The organism is bacterium, assembly GCA_024226335.1.
In the GTDB taxonomy this organism is placed as follows: Bacteria; Myxococcota_A; UBA9160; order SZUA-336; family SZUA-336; genus JAAELY01.
Genome location: JAAELY010000011.1, coordinates 1 through 15,573 on the forward strand (window position 1 = coordinate 1; position 15,573 = coordinate 15,573).

A 15,573-nucleotide genomic window follows, 5' to 3' on the forward strand; every position below is an offset into this window, starting at 1 on the left:
CTCTTGCCGCCCTTGCGCACCAGCGCCACGACTTCTGCCTTGTACTCCTTCGAGAACGATCGTCGGTTCCGCTTTTCCATCAGACACTCCTACCGCACTTTCGTGCGATCTGTCGTGTCTACGAAACCGGGGCAACCTCACTTATGCCAGCTCCCCGCTTCGCCGGGCGACGCAAAAGGCGCCAACAGGGTGCCGACTTCTGCGCAGATGCCTCCCGCCCCGCCCAAGAACGTCTGATCGAGCTTCTCGGTCGCAGTCTCCTGCATACCCGGTAGCACGTGCTCGCACACGGCGAGCATCATGCGTGCGCTGGCGTGACCACGGCAATCGCTCACGACCTTGGTGTTGATGCCCTCGGGTAGAGCAATGGTCGCGCAGGTGTGCCGCACATGGCTGGCCGTGGGTGGCTATCATCACCTCTGGGGAAGTCGCGGTGGCGGCGCTTTCCTGGCGGGAATCCCAGCGAGAGGAATGACGTGGGCTCCAATCTGCTCTTGGACGAGGACGAGATCGTGGAGGCCGCTCGCCAGTTGGGCGAAACCCTGGCGAGCTATCAGGCCTCGCTGAGCGAACGCCCCGTCTTTCCCGACCTCGACCGTGTACTCATCCGGCGCATCGCCGCCGAGCCATTGCCCGAACAGGGTCAGCCCTGGCAGGCGCTCTTCCGCGAATTTCGCGACGAGATCCTGCCCAACTCCACGCAGATCGCGCATCCGCGCTACCTCGCCTATGTCCTGTCTTCGCCCCACGGTCTGGCGCCGTTCATCGACGCGCTCGCGAGCGCGCTGAACCAGGGCTGTTCGCTCTGGGAGCTCTCGCCGATTGCAAACGCGATCGAGCAGAAGGTGCTCGCCTGGTTCCGCGACCTGTTCGCTATGCCGGAAACGGGAGCGGGCTACCTCACGAGCGGCGGTTCCATGGCGAATCTGACCGCCCTTACCGCTGCGCGCGACTGGCGACTGGGCGATGCAGCCCGAAGCGAAGGGCTTCAGGGAAATCAGCGCAAGCTCGTTCTCTACACGTCCAGCGAAGCACACACGTCGATCGCGAAGGCCGTGGCCATTCTCGGACTCGGGGTCGAGAATTTGAGAGCGATCCCCAGCGACGACGAGTTTCGCATTCGCATGGACCTGCTGGGTGAAGCCATCGCACAGGATCGCGCAGACGGACTCGATCCGTTCTGCGTCGTCGGGGCCGCAGGCACGATCAACACCGGCGCCATTGACCCGCTGGCCGAACTCGCGGCGCTTTGCCGAGATCAGGATCTCTGGCTTCACGTGGATGGGGCCTACGGGGCTTTCGGCGTACTGAGCGAGCGCCTGGCTCCTCGCTTGCGCGAAGCAGGCCTGGCCGACTCGCTGACTCTCGATCCCCACAAGCTTCTGTTCAACTCCCTCGAAGTCGGCTGCGTACTCTTTCGCGAACCCGAGCACGTGCTGCGCAGCTTTGCCTTCGCGTCTTCCTACCTCGCCAAAGCCGAAGATCCGGATCTGATCAATTTCAGCGAGTACGGTCCGGAACTCTCGCGCAGCTTCAAAGCGCTCAAGGTGTGGTGGGGCCTGCGCACCTTCGGGCGCAGCGGGTATCGGGAAACACTCGATCAGATACTGGACCTCGCGCTCTACATGGGGCGGCGCATCGAAGCGCAGCCCGCGCTGGAACTGGCCGCACCGATCACCTTTACCGCGGTCTGCTTCCGCGCGTCCGGCCTCGATGACGCCGCGCAGACGAGGATCCAGCAGCGCGTCGTGGCATCGGGCGCCGGCTTCATCGGTCCGGCGCGGATTGCCGGACGGACCTGCCTGCGGGCCTGCATGACGAATCTGCGAACCCGCGAAGCCGACATCGACGCGGTACTGGACGCGGTCGTGCGCGAAGCGCAGAGCGATGGCTGAATCGAGTATCCTGGTGGGTGGATCCCGTAGGACTGGCATCCAGTGAAACTATGAGCGACTTCGCCGCGCGAGAGCGCACTCCCTGGAGGAATACATGAGTTTTCAGGTTCCCGAACACGTCAAGCCGATCCGCGCCGCCGTCGAGCGCTTCATCGTGGACAGGATCTACCCGGTCGAGGCCGCGCTCGAGGAACGCGACACCGAGGAAAGCCGACGCGTGCTGCGCGGACTCATGCAAGCCGCGAAGGAAGAAGGCCTGTGGGCGCTGGGGCACCCCAAAGAGATCGGTGGCCAGGGGCTTCCCTTTCTCGACTACGTGTACGTGAACGAGATCATCGGCCGCTCCGGGCCCGCGATGGTGGCCCTGGGCACGCACTCGCTACAGGACTCGATCATGCTCAACGAGTTCGCTTCGGACGAATGGCGCGAGCGCTATCTGAAGCCACTGGTGGCCGCCGAGGTCTTCCCGAGCTTCGGCATGACTGAACCCGATGTGGGCAGTTCCGATCCGACCCAACTACAGACCGCGGCGGTACTCGAAGACGGTCAGTGGGTGATCAACGGGCGCAAGTGGTTCATCTCCGGAGCAGACGTGGCCGCCTACACCACCGTCATGTGCCGCACCGAACCCGACGCGCCCGCACACAATGCCTTCAGCATGATCGTCGTTCCCACCGACACGCTCGGCTACGAAGTCGTGCGCGAACCGCGAGTAATGGGACGCCGCGGCGGACACTGCGAGATCAGCCTGCGCAATGTGCGCGTTCCCGAGTCCAACTTGCTCGGCCCGCGCGGAGCGGGATTCCAGATCGCACAGCGCAGACTCGGACCGGGACGCATCTTTCACTGCATGCGCTGGCTGGGCCAGGCGCAACGCGCCTTCGACCTGATGTGCGAGCGTGCGAACTCTCGCGTCACCTTCGGAAAGACCCTGGGCGAGCACCAGCAGATCCAGAAGTTCGTCTTCGACAGTCTGTGTGAGATCCAGGCCAGTCGCATGCTGACGCTCGCGGCCGCACATAAGATCGACCAGGGCGACGAGGCGCGCGTGGAGATCGGAATGATCAAGGTCGTGGGCGCAGAGATGCTCCACAACGTGATCGATCGGGCGATCCAGGTGCACGGCGCAAAGGGCGTGACCGATGACACTCCGCTCGAGCGCATGTATCGCGAGGCGCGCTTCGCGCGCATCTACGACGGTCCCGACGAAGTTCACGTGGTCTCGACCGCACGCCGCGTACTCAAATCCTACAAGATCGGCGACGGCTGGGATTTCGGGCAACGGTAATGGACTTCGGGCAGCGGTAGTCGCTTTCGGACAGCAGGGAACGACCTGACTCAGCTCTGAAAGCGAGCCGAAAAGCGCATCCCGGCGGCCACGATGAGCAGCACCCCGGCGAAACCCAGCGGCGCCCAGTTGGTCACGCCCGAAGTCGGTTCGAGCACGGCATTCGCCGGGTCTTCCGGCTCGTGGTAGACGCGCACCTTTGCACCCGCGGGGTAGAGCGCGAACTGTCGCTCGGCCTGCACCCGATCGGGTGTCGCAACATCGAGCAGACGGATGTTCGTGCCCTCGAGACGGCGACCGCCGACCTCATACCCGTATCGCACGTCGACCCGCCAGCGCGTCACGCGGGTCTCGCGCCCGGTCGCGGCGTTCTTGCGCTCGATGTCTTCACTGGCGAGCTCGGAGCTGATCACCTGCCCTTCGACAGAGGGCCAGGCGCTCGCCGTGCGCTCGCTGAAGATGACGATGACTCCGCCGATGAAGAAGGCCGCGGCCACGATCACCAGCAGACCCGCAGTCAGCGAGAGTTTGCTCGACTTCTCTTCCCGGCTTTCGGACGGATCCGATTCGTTACTCACAAAGCCCCCCCAGGCAAGGAGAAAACCTAGCCCCGGGGTCAGCCGTTCACCACCTCGAAGACGCGATACTCGACCGCGTTCGGCATGATCCTGCCCTCCCCCACGCCGACGATGCGATTCAGCCAGTCGTAGCGGGAATCGCCCGTCTCGAAGCGCGGCTGGGTCATGAAGTAGGTATCGCCAAACTCCGTGGCTTCGCCCTTCGCGAGCGCCGTGGCCACCTTCTCGTTCATTTCCAGCACACCGTGGTACTGGAGATAGATGAGAGCACCGTCATCGGTCTCGATCGTGCCGCGCACGTCCAGACGTCCGGTCCCCCTGTCGTCCATCAGCAGCCAGTCGGCTCCGCTCGCCAGCAGTTTTCCGTGCAGGCGGGGTCCGTTCGCCGTTCCACCCGTCACATCGAAGATACTGCGCGTGCCCAACGGTCCGTTGCCCGTGCTGACGGCTGGCTTCAGTTCAGCACGATAGTTGAACAGAGGCTCGAGCTTCATGGGTTCCTCCGGGTTCAGGAATTCGGAAACGTCTGGGCGATCGCCCCGGCGTAGTAGAGTGCCTTCTGCGGCGACAGCCCGTAGGCCGGCGGCACCACGCATAACGAGTCGGCCACGCCGTGCAATCGCTCGATGCGCTCGCGCACTTTCGCGGGCTCACCGATCGCCACGAAGGTACGCACCATTTCGTCGGGAACCAGGTGGGCCACACTGCGATAGTCGCCCCGCTTCACGCCTTCCTGGAGCTTGCGAGCTACGTCGAGAAAGCCGTGGGCTTCAAAGAACGATTCGTACTGGGCAACGCCCCCGTAAAACGCCATGGTCGCTCGCGAGTCTTCAATGGCCTCGGCCTCATTGGGGTTCGGAGCCGCCCAGGGCCAGAGGTTGACTTCGATGTCCTCGCGACGACGACCGGCCTTGGCCAGCACCGCGTCGAGTTCCGGAGCCATTTTCTCCACCGCCCACTCGATCGACCACATGGGGTGACCGATCAGGCCGTCGCCGATCTCGGCGGCCAGGCGCACCATGGGCGCGCGCAAGGCGGCGATCCAGATGGGGATGCTCTCGCGGACCGGCGGCTCCGTGGGCGAAAGCTCCTTGAAGTCCGCTCGATAGTACTCGCCCTCGAACGGCTCCAGGCCTTGATGCGCACCGCTCACGATGTGGCGAATGGCGGTGACCGTCTCGCGCAGATGGCGAAGAGGCTTGTGTTCCGGCGCACCGAAGACGCCGCGCGACCAGGCGAGCACGCTCGCGCCCAGACCCAGCACGAAGCGCCCACTCGAGATGCGATCCATATCGATCGCCGCCATGGCGGTCTCGAACGGGCTGCGGGCGGCCGCGATGGCGATTCCGCTGGCCAGTTGCAGGCGCTCGGTTACGGCCGCTGCAGCGGCCAGCGGAAGAAAAGGCGGACCGTAGACCTGGGCTGCGAAGCAGCCCTGCAGGCCCCGCGCCTCTGCCCCGCGGGCCATTTCGACCAGGAAGGGTGCCGGCAGCGGCTGCAACACGCCCCAGTGTCGGGGCTTGGAGTCATTCGATTCGGACATGGGACCTCCGTTCGCGCAGATCGTCCGATCATAGTTGGATCGCGGGCCCGCGTCAGTTCGAGGAGCGACGCGAGTTCCGCAGGAAGCATTTGCGATCCAGGGAGCGGCGGGCGACCCTGCAGTCCCGATGGAGGATCCCCTGGCCTCACCCAATTCAAAAGCTGAACACCCACTCTGGCAGCGAGCCTTCCGCCCCTTTTTTCTGGGAGCCGGTGTCTACGCGGGTTTCGCAGTCCTGGTCTGGGCCGCAATCCTACGCGGGATCCTGCCCGACCCGGGCTGGCTCACGGCGCCCTGGTGGCACGGGCACGAGATGGTCTTCGGCTTCGCGGCCGCCGCGATCGCCGGTTTTCTGCTGACCGCCTCTCCGGTCTGGACCGGACGCCGCGCCACGACCGGACGGCCGCTCATGGCCGTGGTGGCATTCTGGCTGCTCGGCCGCGTCGCGATGCTTCTGGCCGGCGGTCTTCCGACCTGGCTGGTCGCCGCAGTCGACCTCGCCTTTCTTCCGGCGGTCGCCTTCGTATTGATGCGCACCCTCTGGGGTAGCGGCCAGAGCCACAATTACGGGGTCGTGGCCCTGGTGGTCCTGCTCGCCCTCGCCAATGCCGCGATCCACGCACAGGCCCTGGGCCTCACTTCTGCGTCGGCACCTCGCGCCCTGCGTCTTGCAGTCGATGTCGTCGTCGTCCTGGTCATCGTGATCGGCGGACGCATCACTCCGGCGTTTACCCGCAACGCGATGATCCGCCGGGGCCTCCAGGCCGTCGTCCGCTCGAATCCGCGGCTCAACCAATTGGCCGTCGCATCGGTGGTCCTGGTAGCTGCGCTCGATCTATTCCTCGTATACGGCGTCATCTGCGGAATCGCAGCGGGCCTGGCGGCCGTCGCGGTCGCGGTGCGCATGCTGGGTTGGCAGACGGCGCGCAACTGGAATGATCCCCTGGTCTGGTCGCTCCACGCCGGTCCGATCTGGGTCAGCATCGGACTCCTTCTGGTTGCGGCATCCAACCTCGGCGCGCCCATCGCCGTTTCCGCGGGCCTGCACGCACTGACCGCCGGTGCGATCGGTTCGATGATCCTCGCGATGACCACGCGCGTGAGCCTGGGGCATACGGGCCGTCCGCTTCAGCTTCCGACGGGCGGGATCGGCATCTACGTGCTGGTTCACGTCGGTGCCCTCGTACGAGTCAGCGCGGCTCTCGCGCCGAGTATCGGCCCCACACTCCTATTGGTCGGCGCCCTGCTCTGGTCGGCAGCCTTCCTGCTATTCGCCGCACTGTACGGGTCGATTCTGATGCAACCTCGGATTGACGGAGTTGAAGGCTGAGCAAATGAAAGCCGTTGTATTCCACGAACACGGTTCGGTCTCGAATCTCGGAATCGAAGAATTCCCGGACCCGATCGCCGGTCCCGCCGATGCGGTTCTGCGCGTAAAAGCGACCTCGCTCAACGGCTTCGATCCGATGATCCTGGCCGGAACGACCGGATTGAGAACGCCCCTGCCCATGATTCCGTGCGGCGACATCGCGGGTGAAGTCGTCGAGCTGGGAGCCGAAGTCCAAGGAGGCGAGTGGAAGATCGGCGATCGCGTCTGCCCACATCCATTCGTGTTCGGTGAGGGCATGACCGGAGAGACGCGACTCGGCGCCGCCTGCGAATACGTGCGCATCCCCGCCAGGAATCTGATCCGGATTCCGGAAGGCGTTTCCGAGGTCGACGCCGCGAGTCTGCCGATCGCCTATGGAACGGCCTACCGGATGATGTTCACACGCGGCCAGATCAAGGCCGGCGAAAAGGTCCTGATCCTGGGCGCGACCGGAGGAGTCGGCACCTGCTGTGTGCAGATCGCAAAACTCACCGGGGCCGAGGTGGCGGTAACCGGCAGCGCCGCCTGGAAGCTTGAAAAGCTGCGCGAACTCGGAGCGAACCACACCATCGACACGTCCAAAGAGGACTTCGTCGCGGCTTCGCACAAACTGTTCGGCAAACCCAAGATGATGGGCGGGGGCGGTGTCGACGTCATCATCAATTACATCGGTGGAGAAACCTGGGCGCAGGCCCTGCGCTGCCTGGCCTCACAAGGGCGCATGCTCACTTGCGGAGCCACCGCCGGTTTCGAGCCCCCCACCGACATCCGCTACATCTGGACTTTCGAGCAACACGTGATCGGATCAAACGGCTGGATGCCCGACGAGCAGGTGGCCATCCTCCAGATGGTCGCTGAAGGTCGGATCCAACCCGCCATTTTCGCGGTCCGTCCGCTCGAAGACACGCCCAGGTCGATCCAGGAACTGAGCGACCGCCAGGTCGTGGGCAAGATCGTCATCACACCGAACTGAAGCTTCCGATCACCCGGACTCCCGATCACTCGGACACGAACTCAAACTCCAGGAAGACGACTGGGTAACGGAAGCCGGTGATAATGAACCTGACTCATAGCAGCGGATCGATCGATCCGGGAGGTTGGTGATGTACGGCAACACGAACGAGGAATCGGTGGTCATCTGTGAGGTCGCGGACGGAATCGCCGAACTCACGTTCAACCGTCCCGATCGCATGAACACCTTCAACCCTCAGATGAGTGCAGAGCTGGTTCGGCTGTTTCGCGAACTCGGCGAAGACGAGTCGGTGCGCGCAATTATCGTGACGGGTGCGGGGCGGGCCTTTTGCGCGGGTGCGGATCTCGGCGGAGGCAAAAAGACCTTCAAGAGCGGAGACGAGAAGCCAAAGGACAGCGCCGACGGCGAAGAAGACGAGGTCCTCCCGCGCAATGCCCGGGCGCGCTACATCCAACCCTGGAAGATCGACAAGCCGATCATCGCAGCCATGCAGGGTCCGGCGATCGGAGTCGGCCTGACCATGGCCTTGCAATGGGACATGAGAATCGTCGCCGAAGACGCGAAGTACGCCTTCGCGTTCGTGCAGCGCGGCGTCGTGGCCGAAATGGCCAGCACCTGGATCCTGCCGCGACTGGTAGGCATTGCACGCGCCTCCGACCTGCTCTTGAGCGGGCGTATCTTTCTGGGCCGGGAGGCCGCCGAACTCGGCGTCGCCAACGAGGCGCTGCCGCGCGACGAAGTATTGCCGCGCGCACGAGAGATGGCGCGCTACATCGCGGAGCACTGCGCACCCGCGAGCGTGGCCCTGACCAAACGGCTGATCTGGGAACACATGGGTTTCGACGACCCCTTCCTCGCCTCCGAGCGCGAGGCCAAAGGTCTGGCCCGACTGGGTCGCATGCCCGACGCTGCCGAAGGTGTGATGGCCTTTCTGGAGAAGCGCCCCGCGCAGTGGAAACTCTCCGCCAAAGACGCCCCATCGGTCGACTGAAGCGAAACACTTCCACTTCGAACCCACTCCATACTCCGAACTCGAGGAATCCCTTCATGAGCGATCTCACTGCACTTTCGAGCCAGATCATTGACGAAGGCGCGCCGATCTTTCCGGTGCGCGTGAATAACGAACTCAGCGAAATCGCCGCTGGTGTGGCCGTCGTGGAATCGTTCTCGAACGTCGCGGCAATTGCGACCGACGACGGACTGATTCTGTCGGACACCAGTGGAGAATCCACGGGGCCCGCCGTGGTCGAGAGTCTGCGCACGTGGAGCGATGCGCCGTTCCACACCATCCTCTACACGCACGGACACATCGATCACGTGGGGGGAGCCGGTGCATTCGTGGCCAACTCTGCAGCCCTCGGGCATCGCACGCCGCGCTTTGCGGGTCACGAAAACCTGCCCGCGCGCTTCGAACGCTATCGACTGACTGCCGGCTACAACACCGCGATCAACAAGCGTCAGTTTGGCGAAGCCAAGAAGATGGGCATCGGCGGAGCCGAGACCTTTCTACCGCTGGAGACCCCGGCGCCGGATCTGGTCTTTCGAGATCGCCTGGGACTGACGGTCGGCAGCGTGCAGATGGATCTGCGCCACTCCAAGGGCGAGACGGACGACCACGCCTGGGCCTGGCTGCCCGATCGCAAGCTGATCCTGCCCGGGGATTTGTTCATGTGGAACTTCCCAAACGCAGGCAACCCTCAGAAAGTACAGCGTTATCCCCGTGAGTGGGCCGCCGCCCTGCGGGAGATGTCCGGCCTGGGAGCGGAACTCCTGGTTCCCGCCCACGGCTTTCCCATCGCGGGCGCCGAGCGCATCCGCAGAGTGCTCGACGACACCGCAGGCGCCCTCGAAACCCTGGTGAACGACACCCTCGCGATGATGAACGAGGGAGCGCGCCTCGACACCATCTTGCACACACTGAAGCTACCCGCCGAAATGCTCGCGAAGCCCTATCTGCGCGCGCTCTACGATGAACCAGAGTTCGTGATCCACAACATCTGGCGCTTGTACGGAGGCTGGTACGACGGCAACCCCGCGCATCTCAAACCGGCTGCGGATTCCGCATTGGCCGCCGAAGTGGCGAAACTAAGCGGCGGGATCGAAGTGCTGATCACACGCGCAAAAGAACTGGCCGAAGCGCAGGACTTCCGCCTCGCCTGCCACCTGATCGAAATGGCCGTGCAAGCCGAACCCGCTCACAAGACCGCTCACGGAGCACGCAGTGAGATCTACGCTTTGCGTCGCGACCGGGAGAGCTCACTCATGGCCCGGGGGATCTTCGGCTCGGCGTCCCACGAGTCCGAGGCAAAGCTCTAGCCTCACCACGGCGCTACTGCAGTCGCAAAGACCGGTCTGTGCGCTCGATGCCACCCAGAAAGAGATTCGTTGCGAACTCGGTCGCCGTCTCGACGTCTCTGCTCTTGCGAACCATGCGAAAAGCCAGTTCACCGGCGACACCCACCGCGGCCAGCGCCATCAACTCGAAGTCCATCTCCGGCACCACACCCTCCCGCGCCTTGGCACGCAGGTCATTGGCCAGATCGGCGGCAGCCGGGTCGAGCGCCTTGACCGACGTCAGGTCCTCGATATCACCCGAATTGCGCATGATCAGATCGAGGATCATCTCTTCCTCGACGAAGATTTCGAAACAGGCCCGGAAAGCGTTGCGCAGCAGGTCTTCCAGGGTGTTCGCGGCCTCGCGCGCCTCGTGGACCCGGCGTCGCAACTCGACCTGAAAATCCTCGACTAATTCGTGAAGGATGGCTTCCTTGTCGGGGAAGTAGTTGTAGAAAGTGCCGCTGGCCAGATCCGTACGGCGGATGATGTCGCGCACGGTCGTGGCGCCAAAGCCGAGTTCGCAGAACGCCTCGCGCGCAGCCTGCAATATGGCCGCGCGATTGCGCGCGGCATTCCGCTCGCGCCGCCCGCCTTCCCCGAGTTCCCGATTCACCCCATCGTCAGACATTTTCGCAGCTTCCGTCAGCGAGTTTCCGTGAAGATCGAAGGACCGTCGACCGCGAACTTCTCCAACAGGAATCGCTCCTGCGGCTTCTCGGACGCCGTCTTCGGGATCTCGCTCACGACCTGCAGGTACGAGGGAACGAAGTTCGACTCCAGAGCCTCGCGACAGGCCACGAACACGTCCTGGGGCGAGAAACTCGCCGCATCGGTCGCCACGATCGCCGCCACCACGTCCTTCTCGCCCGGCGCACCCGATGCCGCAGGCACACCGTAGACGAAGACGTCACTGACCGAGGGAACTTCGGCGATGGCCTTCTCCACGAAACTCACATTCACGAAATCGCCGTTGTGCCGGATGCCACCGCCCTTGCGATAGTCGAAGAAGAACCAGCCTTCGTCATCGGTATGACCGACGTCGCCGCTGCGCAACCAGCCACCCTGAGTCTTCTTCTCGGAAGCTTCGCGATTCCCGTGGTACTCGACCGTGGCCTTGGATCCATCGACCGGGCGCGAACAGATCTCGCCCTGTGCGAATGCCGGGCACTCCTGGTCGCTCTCGTCGAGGACCTTCATCTCGAGATTGGGGGGTGGCTTGCCGAAAGAACCGACTGGGCCGACACCCACCGGCTTGAACGCCAGTCCACCTTCGACCGCGGCGTACCACTCCAGAACCTCCACGTCGAAGCGCTCCGCAAACGATTCCCAGATCGCCGCAGGCATGCCCGCGCTGGCCACGCGACGCACGGGATTGTCGGCGTCATCGGCCTTGCGTGGCTCGGAGTAGATGGCCGTCGCCATGCCGCCGAGCAGTGAGAATGTGGTACCGCCGTGGCGTCGACACACGTCCCAGAGTTTTGACTTGGTGAAGCGACGACTGAAGATGGTTCGCAACCCCATCGCCAGCGAAGGCCCGAGCGTGACGGCCTGCGCGTTGCCGTGCGTGAGAGAAAGCCCCGTATAAGGACGCTCGTCCGGCTGATAACCGGCGATCATTCCCAGACCTACATACGCACCGAAGCGGGCGTTGGGAAAGACGACGCCCTTGGGGTCGCCCGTGGTGCCCGAGGTATAGATGATCTGCAGGGGATCCATCGGCGTCTTCAAACGCACATCGACGCTCGCAGCGGGCTTGGCCAGCACTTCCGCGAGCGACTCGACTCCGGTGGTATCGGCGAGCGTGAGCGATCCAGCCTCTTCATTGGTTTCGAGCGCCAGAATCCAGCCCAGATCGGGATTCTGGCTACGCGCGTTGGTGACCTCGGCGAGCGAGTAGTCCGCGCACACCATCCCGCGACATCCGGCGTTGCGCAGCATGAAGGCCAGCTTTTCGCCCTTGGTGCGCGGATCGATCGGCACGAACACACAACCGGTGATCGAGGCGGCGATCATCGTCTCCACGAACTCGGGATGATTGCGCATCATCAACCCGAAGCGATCGCCGGGCGCCATACCCCGCGCGATCAGATCCGCCGCAAGACTATTGGCATTGCGCACCAGGTCTGCGTATGTGCGCACCTCATCGGGTGTCGCTTCGTTGTCGAGGCTCAAGTGCTCGAAGGTGAGCACGTCGAGATCCGGCTTCTCCTCGGCGCGGATCTGAATCAGATCCGCAAGGATCATCTCGCTACGTTCGCGCATCTATCACCTCAGGCCTTCAGGATCGTCACGCACATTGCTGCAACGTCGGCGCCGATATTTCCGCCGCCGTTTTGCGCCAGCCCGATGCTCGCGCCTTCGACCTGGCGCTTGCCCGAGCGACCCTGGAGTTGCTCGGTCAGTTCGACGATCTGCGCGATACCGGTTGCACCGACGGGATGTCCCTTGCGCAGCAATCCACCCGAGGTGTTCACCGGCAAGCGCCCGCCCAGTCGCGTTACCCCTTCGTCGATCAGCTTTCCGCCTTCACCACTGGGACACAGGCCCAGGTACTCGTAGGCCATGACCTCTGCAGGTGCGGAGGCATCGTGGAGCTCGACGACACTGAGTTCATTGGGACCGATGCCCGCTTCCTCGTAGGCCTCGCGCGAGCACACCTCGCCGGCGCCGTCCTGACCGTAGTCGTGATCCCAGCCGGAACGCAACACGCTGGAGGCGATTCGCACGGGCCGCTTGATGCCCAGTTCGCGCGCCTTCGCCTCACTCACCAGCACGACCGCCGCGGCGCCATCGCCAATCGGCGAGCACATGGGTCGCGTGAGCGGTTCGGCGATCATCGGCGAGGCCAGTACGTCTTCGACGCTGAGCGCCTCGCGGAATTGCGCGCGCTCGTTCAATGAGCCGTGGAAGGAGTTCTTGGCCGAGACACCGGCGAACTGCTCGACGGTCGTGCCGTACTGCTTCATATGTCCACGCGCCGCAGCCGCGTAGATGTCCATGAACATCGAACGCTTCTCACCCGCTCCCGACGAGCCGCTCTTCGCGCCGCTCTGCTTCGCGTTGTCCTGCAGGCGCTTCATGATCTCCTGCATCGCCTCGACGTCGACCGCGCCCGAGAAGGCACTGAACGACTTGCGCTTGTCTGCGTGGTAGAGCTTCTCGACGCCGAGCGCGAGCACCACGTCGTACAGACCCGCACTCACCATCGCCGCAGCCTGATTCAAGGCCGTCGATGCACTCGCGCAGGCGTTCTCCACGTTCACGACCGGCAGCTTGCCCAGCCCGATCGAACGCAAGATGACCTGGCCGCGAATACACTCCTGGCCGGTCACCAGACCCGCCGCTGCGTTGCCGACCCACGCCGCCTCGAGCGACTCGAGCGAAAGACCCGAATCCGAAACCGCCTCTTGTACGGCCTGGGCGCCCAACGCCTTCAGACCGGTTTCCATGTGCTTGCCAAACGGCGTCATTCCGACGCCGGCCACGATTGCATTGAGCTTCATCGCATTCTCCTCCGATCTGATTCAGATCAGGCCGTGACCCTTCACGTCCAGGGCCTTCTTCAAGTACTCGAGTTCTTCTTCGCGCCATTCTGTAGGTGCCGGAGCCTGCAGCATCTCGTCCGCCTTCAACTCGTCGACGACCTCTTGAGAGCGAGGAAACGCCTTGCCGAAACCGTTCATGTGAAACAGCCGCTCGAAAGGCTGACGCGGGCGCTGACCTCCGGCATCCGGACTCTCGGCCGGATAGCCCACGGTCTGCAGGAGCAGCACACGCGCGGTCTCGGGCAGGCCCAGATTCTGGCGGATCTGCTCACCGTGGGGAGTCCCCAGGCAGCAGGTGCCGAGTCCCTGCTCGAACGCCATCAAGGTGGCCTGGGCAATGCCCTGACCACAGTCGACCTCATTCAGGCCGGGCTCCTTGAACTGTTCGCGAATGCTCTCGAAGATCGGGATGATCTGCTCCTCGAGCGCCTTCTCCTTGCCTTCGCCGAAGCCGAGCGCACCCGCCTTCAGGAGTTCGCGCAGGCGATCGGACTGCTCGTCCACCGCGGAAGTTTCCACGTACCAGACGATGACGACCGGCGCGAGGCGGATCTGAAAACCGGCGATCGGCGCCAGCAATGCGTTGCGCACTTCCTCGGACGCGCTGTCCTTGAAGACCACGACCGCGCGCAAGCTCTGCACGTTTCCCCAGTGCGAAGCGATGCGCGCCGCCTCCAGCATGCGCTGAATCTTCTCGGGTTCGACCGGTTTGTAGGGAAGCAGGAAGCGAATGGATCGCCTTCGACCGATGACTTCTCTGAGTTCCATGAACTTCTCCTTCTAGCCCTTCCTCGGGCCAGGCTTGTTGCGGATTAGAGCTTGTTGGCGCCCAACAGGCCGAGGATGTCATTGCACCCGTCCTCGATCATCGAGGCCCGGGCGTCACGCAGCAATTTTTCGACCGGATACTCGCGACTCAGTCCGTTTCCTCCGTAGATCTGAACGGCCTGGCTCGCTACCTCGAAGGCGGTCTGTGTGCAGAACGTCTTGGACGCGATCGAATACTGGATCTGCGGCGGGTTCGTGGAGTTGTACAGCATCACACGGCGCGCGAGTGAGCGTGCGGCTTCGACCTGCGTGAACATCTTGAACAGCTTCGACTTCACATTCTGGTGCTCGAAGATCGGCACGCCGCCCTGCACGCGTTCGCGCGCGTACTCGAGCGCGCTCTCGTAGGCCGCCCGCGCCACACCGACGAAGATCGTGCCCATGGCTGCATTGGCGGTGGCGAGCACCATCTCGACGATCGCGCTGTAGTTATCTTTGCCGACCACCATGTACTCGGCGGGAATCCGCACCTCGTCGAAAAAGATCTCGCCCTGATTGAGTGCGCGCTGACCGAGCTTGTCGAGCGGCTTTCCGCGCGACACGCCCTTCAGATCCAGTGGCACCAGCGCGACCCCGCCGGCCTGGAAGCCCTGGCTTGGATCGATGGTGCAGAAGAGCGCCGCAACCGTGGCGATACTTCCGTTCGAAACCCACGCGGCTTTCTGGCCGCGAATCACGTACTCGTTTCCGTCGAGGGTGGCGGTGCAATTCGCGCGGATCTTGGGATCGCTGAAACTCGGCTCGCCAAACGCGAGTGAGTCGCTGCCGTGATCCGGCTCGGTGACGGCCCAACAACCGATCTCCGGACGATCGGGCGACGCGAAGCGCGCGATCAGATCGGGCTGACCCGACATCTGCGCGAAAAACGAAACGAAGCCGCCGACTCCCAGACCGACCGAAAGCCCCGAGTCTCCCCAGCCGATCTCCTCGTTCACCAGGTAGCGGATCCGCGCCGCCACGACCGGGTCGGTATCGGGACTGCCCGCCTCCAGAGTGTCCAGACCGAGCTTCCGATACTTCTCGAAGACCTCCCAGAGGACCGAGTTCTTCGCGATGACCTCGGCGGGATCGTGCAAGCGGTCCAGTTCAGCACCCGCTGGGCGCATGACCTCTTCGGCGAACTTGTGCGCAAGCCCGCGAACTTCTTGTTCTTCGTCGGTGAGACCTACATCGATATCGGTCACGGACATGGCGCCCTCCTGGCTGCCCCTCGGCAA

The 15,573-nt window shown here is 63.8% G+C and carries 15 protein-coding genes; 6 read left to right on the forward strand and 9 right to left on the reverse strand.

Annotated features, from left to right (window positions below):
• Positions 1 to 137 precede the first annotated feature (137 nt).
• Entirely contained in the window at positions 138 to 389 is a 252-nt protein-coding gene (locus GY725_00340) for a hypothetical protein (GenBank protein ID MCP4002617.1), read from the reverse strand.
• 87 nt (positions 390 to 476) lie between these two features.
• On the opposite strand from GY725_00340, the gene GY725_00345 reads away from it, so the two are divergent.
• Together GY725_00345 and GY725_00350 are read left to right on the forward strand one after the other, a co-directional pair.
• Entirely contained in the window at positions 477 to 1,895 is a 1,419-nt protein-coding gene (locus GY725_00345; protein MCP4002618.1) for a hypothetical protein, read from the forward strand.
• Between the two features lie 94 nt (positions 1,896 to 1,989).
• On the forward strand, positions 1,990 to 3,183 hold the full coding sequence (locus GY725_00350) for an acyl-CoA dehydrogenase (GenBank protein MCP4002619.1): 1,194 nt from the start codon (positions 1,990 to 1,992) through the stop codon (positions 3,181 to 3,183).
• A gap of 50 nt (positions 3,184 to 3,233) precedes the next feature.
• Here the strand turns inward: GY725_00350 and GY725_00355 are convergent, their stop codons facing one another.
• From GY725_00355 to GY725_00365, 3 genes are read right to left on the reverse strand one after another with little or no spacing between them, the layout of a single operon-like run.
• On the reverse strand, positions 3,234 to 3,761 hold the full coding sequence (locus tag GY725_00355) for a DUF3592 domain-containing protein (protein MCP4002620.1): 528 nt from the start codon (positions 3,759 to 3,761) through the stop codon (positions 3,234 to 3,236).
• A 38-nt stretch (positions 3,762 to 3,799) separates the two neighbouring features.
• Positions 3,800 to 4,255 (reverse strand): DUF3237 domain-containing protein, encoded by a 456-nt coding sequence (locus tag GY725_00360; GenBank protein ID MCP4002621.1) that lies wholly within the window; start codon positions 4,253 to 4,255, stop codon positions 3,800 to 3,802.
• Positions 4,256 to 4,269: 14 nt separating this feature from the next.
• Entirely contained in the window at positions 4,270 to 5,304 is a 1,035-nt protein-coding gene (locus GY725_00365) for an LLM class flavin-dependent oxidoreductase (protein MCP4002622.1), read from the reverse strand.
• Between the two features lie 127 nt (positions 5,305 to 5,431).
• On the opposite strand from GY725_00365, the gene GY725_00370 reads away from it, so the two are divergent.
• The 4 genes from GY725_00370 (at position 5,432) to GY725_00385 (ending at position 9,962) form a co-directional block, all read left to right on the forward strand.
• The gene (locus GY725_00370; protein ID MCP4002623.1) at positions 5,432 to 6,634 is read left to right on the forward strand and encodes an NnrS family protein; all 1,203 of its coding nucleotides are present in this window, start codon (positions 5,432 to 5,434) and stop codon (positions 6,632 to 6,634) included.
• A gap of 4 nt (positions 6,635 to 6,638) precedes the next feature.
• Complete coding sequence (locus GY725_00375; protein MCP4002624.1) at positions 6,639 to 7,646, forward strand: zinc-binding dehydrogenase; 1,008 nt, start codon at positions 6,639 to 6,641, stop codon at positions 7,644 to 7,646.
• A 130-nt stretch (positions 7,647 to 7,776) separates the two neighbouring features.
• Positions 7,777 to 8,637: an enoyl-CoA hydratase gene (locus GY725_00380; protein MCP4002625.1), complete on the forward strand. Its 861-nt coding sequence runs from the start codon at positions 7,777 to 7,779 to the stop codon at positions 8,635 to 8,637.
• Between the two features lie 56 nt (positions 8,638 to 8,693).
• Entirely contained in the window at positions 8,694 to 9,962 is a 1,269-nt protein-coding gene (locus tag GY725_00385; protein ID MCP4002626.1) for an MBL fold metallo-hydrolase, read from the forward strand.
• 13 nt (positions 9,963 to 9,975) lie between these two features.
• Here GY725_00385 and GY725_00390 read toward each other — a convergent pair whose 3' ends face one another.
• The 5 genes from GY725_00390 to GY725_00410 are packed head-to-tail and all read right to left on the reverse strand — an operon-like array spanning position 9,976 to position 15,546.
• Positions 9,976 to 10,611, reverse strand: coding sequence for a TetR/AcrR family transcriptional regulator (locus GY725_00390; GenBank protein MCP4002627.1), 636 nt, complete (start codon positions 10,609 to 10,611; stop codon positions 9,976 to 9,978).
• 14 nt (positions 10,612 to 10,625) lie between these two features.
• Positions 10,626 to 12,245: an AMP-binding protein gene (locus tag GY725_00395; protein MCP4002628.1), complete on the reverse strand. Its 1,620-nt coding sequence runs from the start codon at positions 12,243 to 12,245 to the stop codon at positions 10,626 to 10,628.
• An 8-nt stretch (positions 12,246 to 12,253) separates the two neighbouring features.
• Positions 12,254 to 13,486, reverse strand: coding sequence for a thiolase family protein (locus GY725_00400; GenBank protein ID MCP4002629.1), 1,233 nt, complete (start codon positions 13,484 to 13,486; stop codon positions 12,254 to 12,256).
• Between the two features lie 21 nt (positions 13,487 to 13,507).
• Positions 13,508 to 14,296: a hypothetical protein gene (locus tag GY725_00405; GenBank protein ID MCP4002630.1), complete on the reverse strand. Its 789-nt coding sequence runs from the start codon at positions 14,294 to 14,296 to the stop codon at positions 13,508 to 13,510.
• A 44-nt stretch (positions 14,297 to 14,340) separates the two neighbouring features.
• Positions 14,341 to 15,546: an acyl-CoA/acyl-ACP dehydrogenase gene (locus tag GY725_00410; protein MCP4002631.1), complete on the reverse strand. Its 1,206-nt coding sequence runs from the start codon at positions 15,544 to 15,546 to the stop codon at positions 14,341 to 14,343.
• Between the last annotated feature and the right edge of the window lie 27 nt (positions 15,547 to 15,573).

Excerpts from the sequence above, each read along its gene's own strand:
- GY725_00380 (MCP4002625.1), top strand. The coding sequence starts at position 7,777 with ATGTACGGCAACACGAACGAGGAATCGGTGGTCATCTGTGAGGTCGCG.
- GY725_00395 (MCP4002628.1), bottom strand. The coding sequence starts at position 12,245 with ATGCGCGAACGTAGCGAGATGATCCTTGCGGATCTGATTCAGATCCGC.
- GY725_00375 (MCP4002624.1), top strand. The coding sequence starts at position 6,639 with ATGAAAGCCGTTGTATTCCACGAACACGGTTCGGTCTCGAATCTCGGA.
- GY725_00405 (MCP4002630.1), bottom strand. The coding sequence starts at position 14,296 with ATGGAACTCAGAGAAGTCATCGGTCGAAGGCGATCCATTCGCTTCCTG.
- GY725_00390 (MCP4002627.1), bottom strand. The coding sequence starts at position 10,611 with ATGTCTGACGATGGGGTGAATCGGGAACTCGGGGAAGGCGGGCGGCGC.
- GY725_00385 (MCP4002626.1), top strand. The coding sequence starts at position 8,694 with ATGAGCGATCTCACTGCACTTTCGAGCCAGATCATTGACGAAGGCGCG.
- GY725_00350 (MCP4002619.1), top strand. The coding sequence starts at position 1,990 with ATGAGTTTTCAGGTTCCCGAACACGTCAAGCCGATCCGCGCCGCCGTC.
- GY725_00400 (MCP4002629.1), bottom strand. The coding sequence starts at position 13,486 with ATGAAGCTCAATGCAATCGTGGCCGGCGTCGGAATGACGCCGTTTGGC.
- GY725_00370 (MCP4002623.1), top strand. The coding sequence starts at position 5,432 with ATGGAGGATCCCCTGGCCTCACCCAATTCAAAAGCTGAACACCCACTC.
- GY725_00365 (MCP4002622.1), bottom strand. The coding sequence starts at position 5,304 with ATGTCCGAATCGAATGACTCCAAGCCCCGACACTGGGGCGTGTTGCAG.
- GY725_00360 (MCP4002621.1), bottom strand. The coding sequence starts at position 4,255 with ATGAAGCTCGAGCCTCTGTTCAACTATCGTGCTGAACTGAAGCCAGCC.
- GY725_00410 (MCP4002631.1), bottom strand. The coding sequence starts at position 15,546 with ATGTCCGTGACCGATATCGATGTAGGTCTCACCGACGAAGAACAAGAA.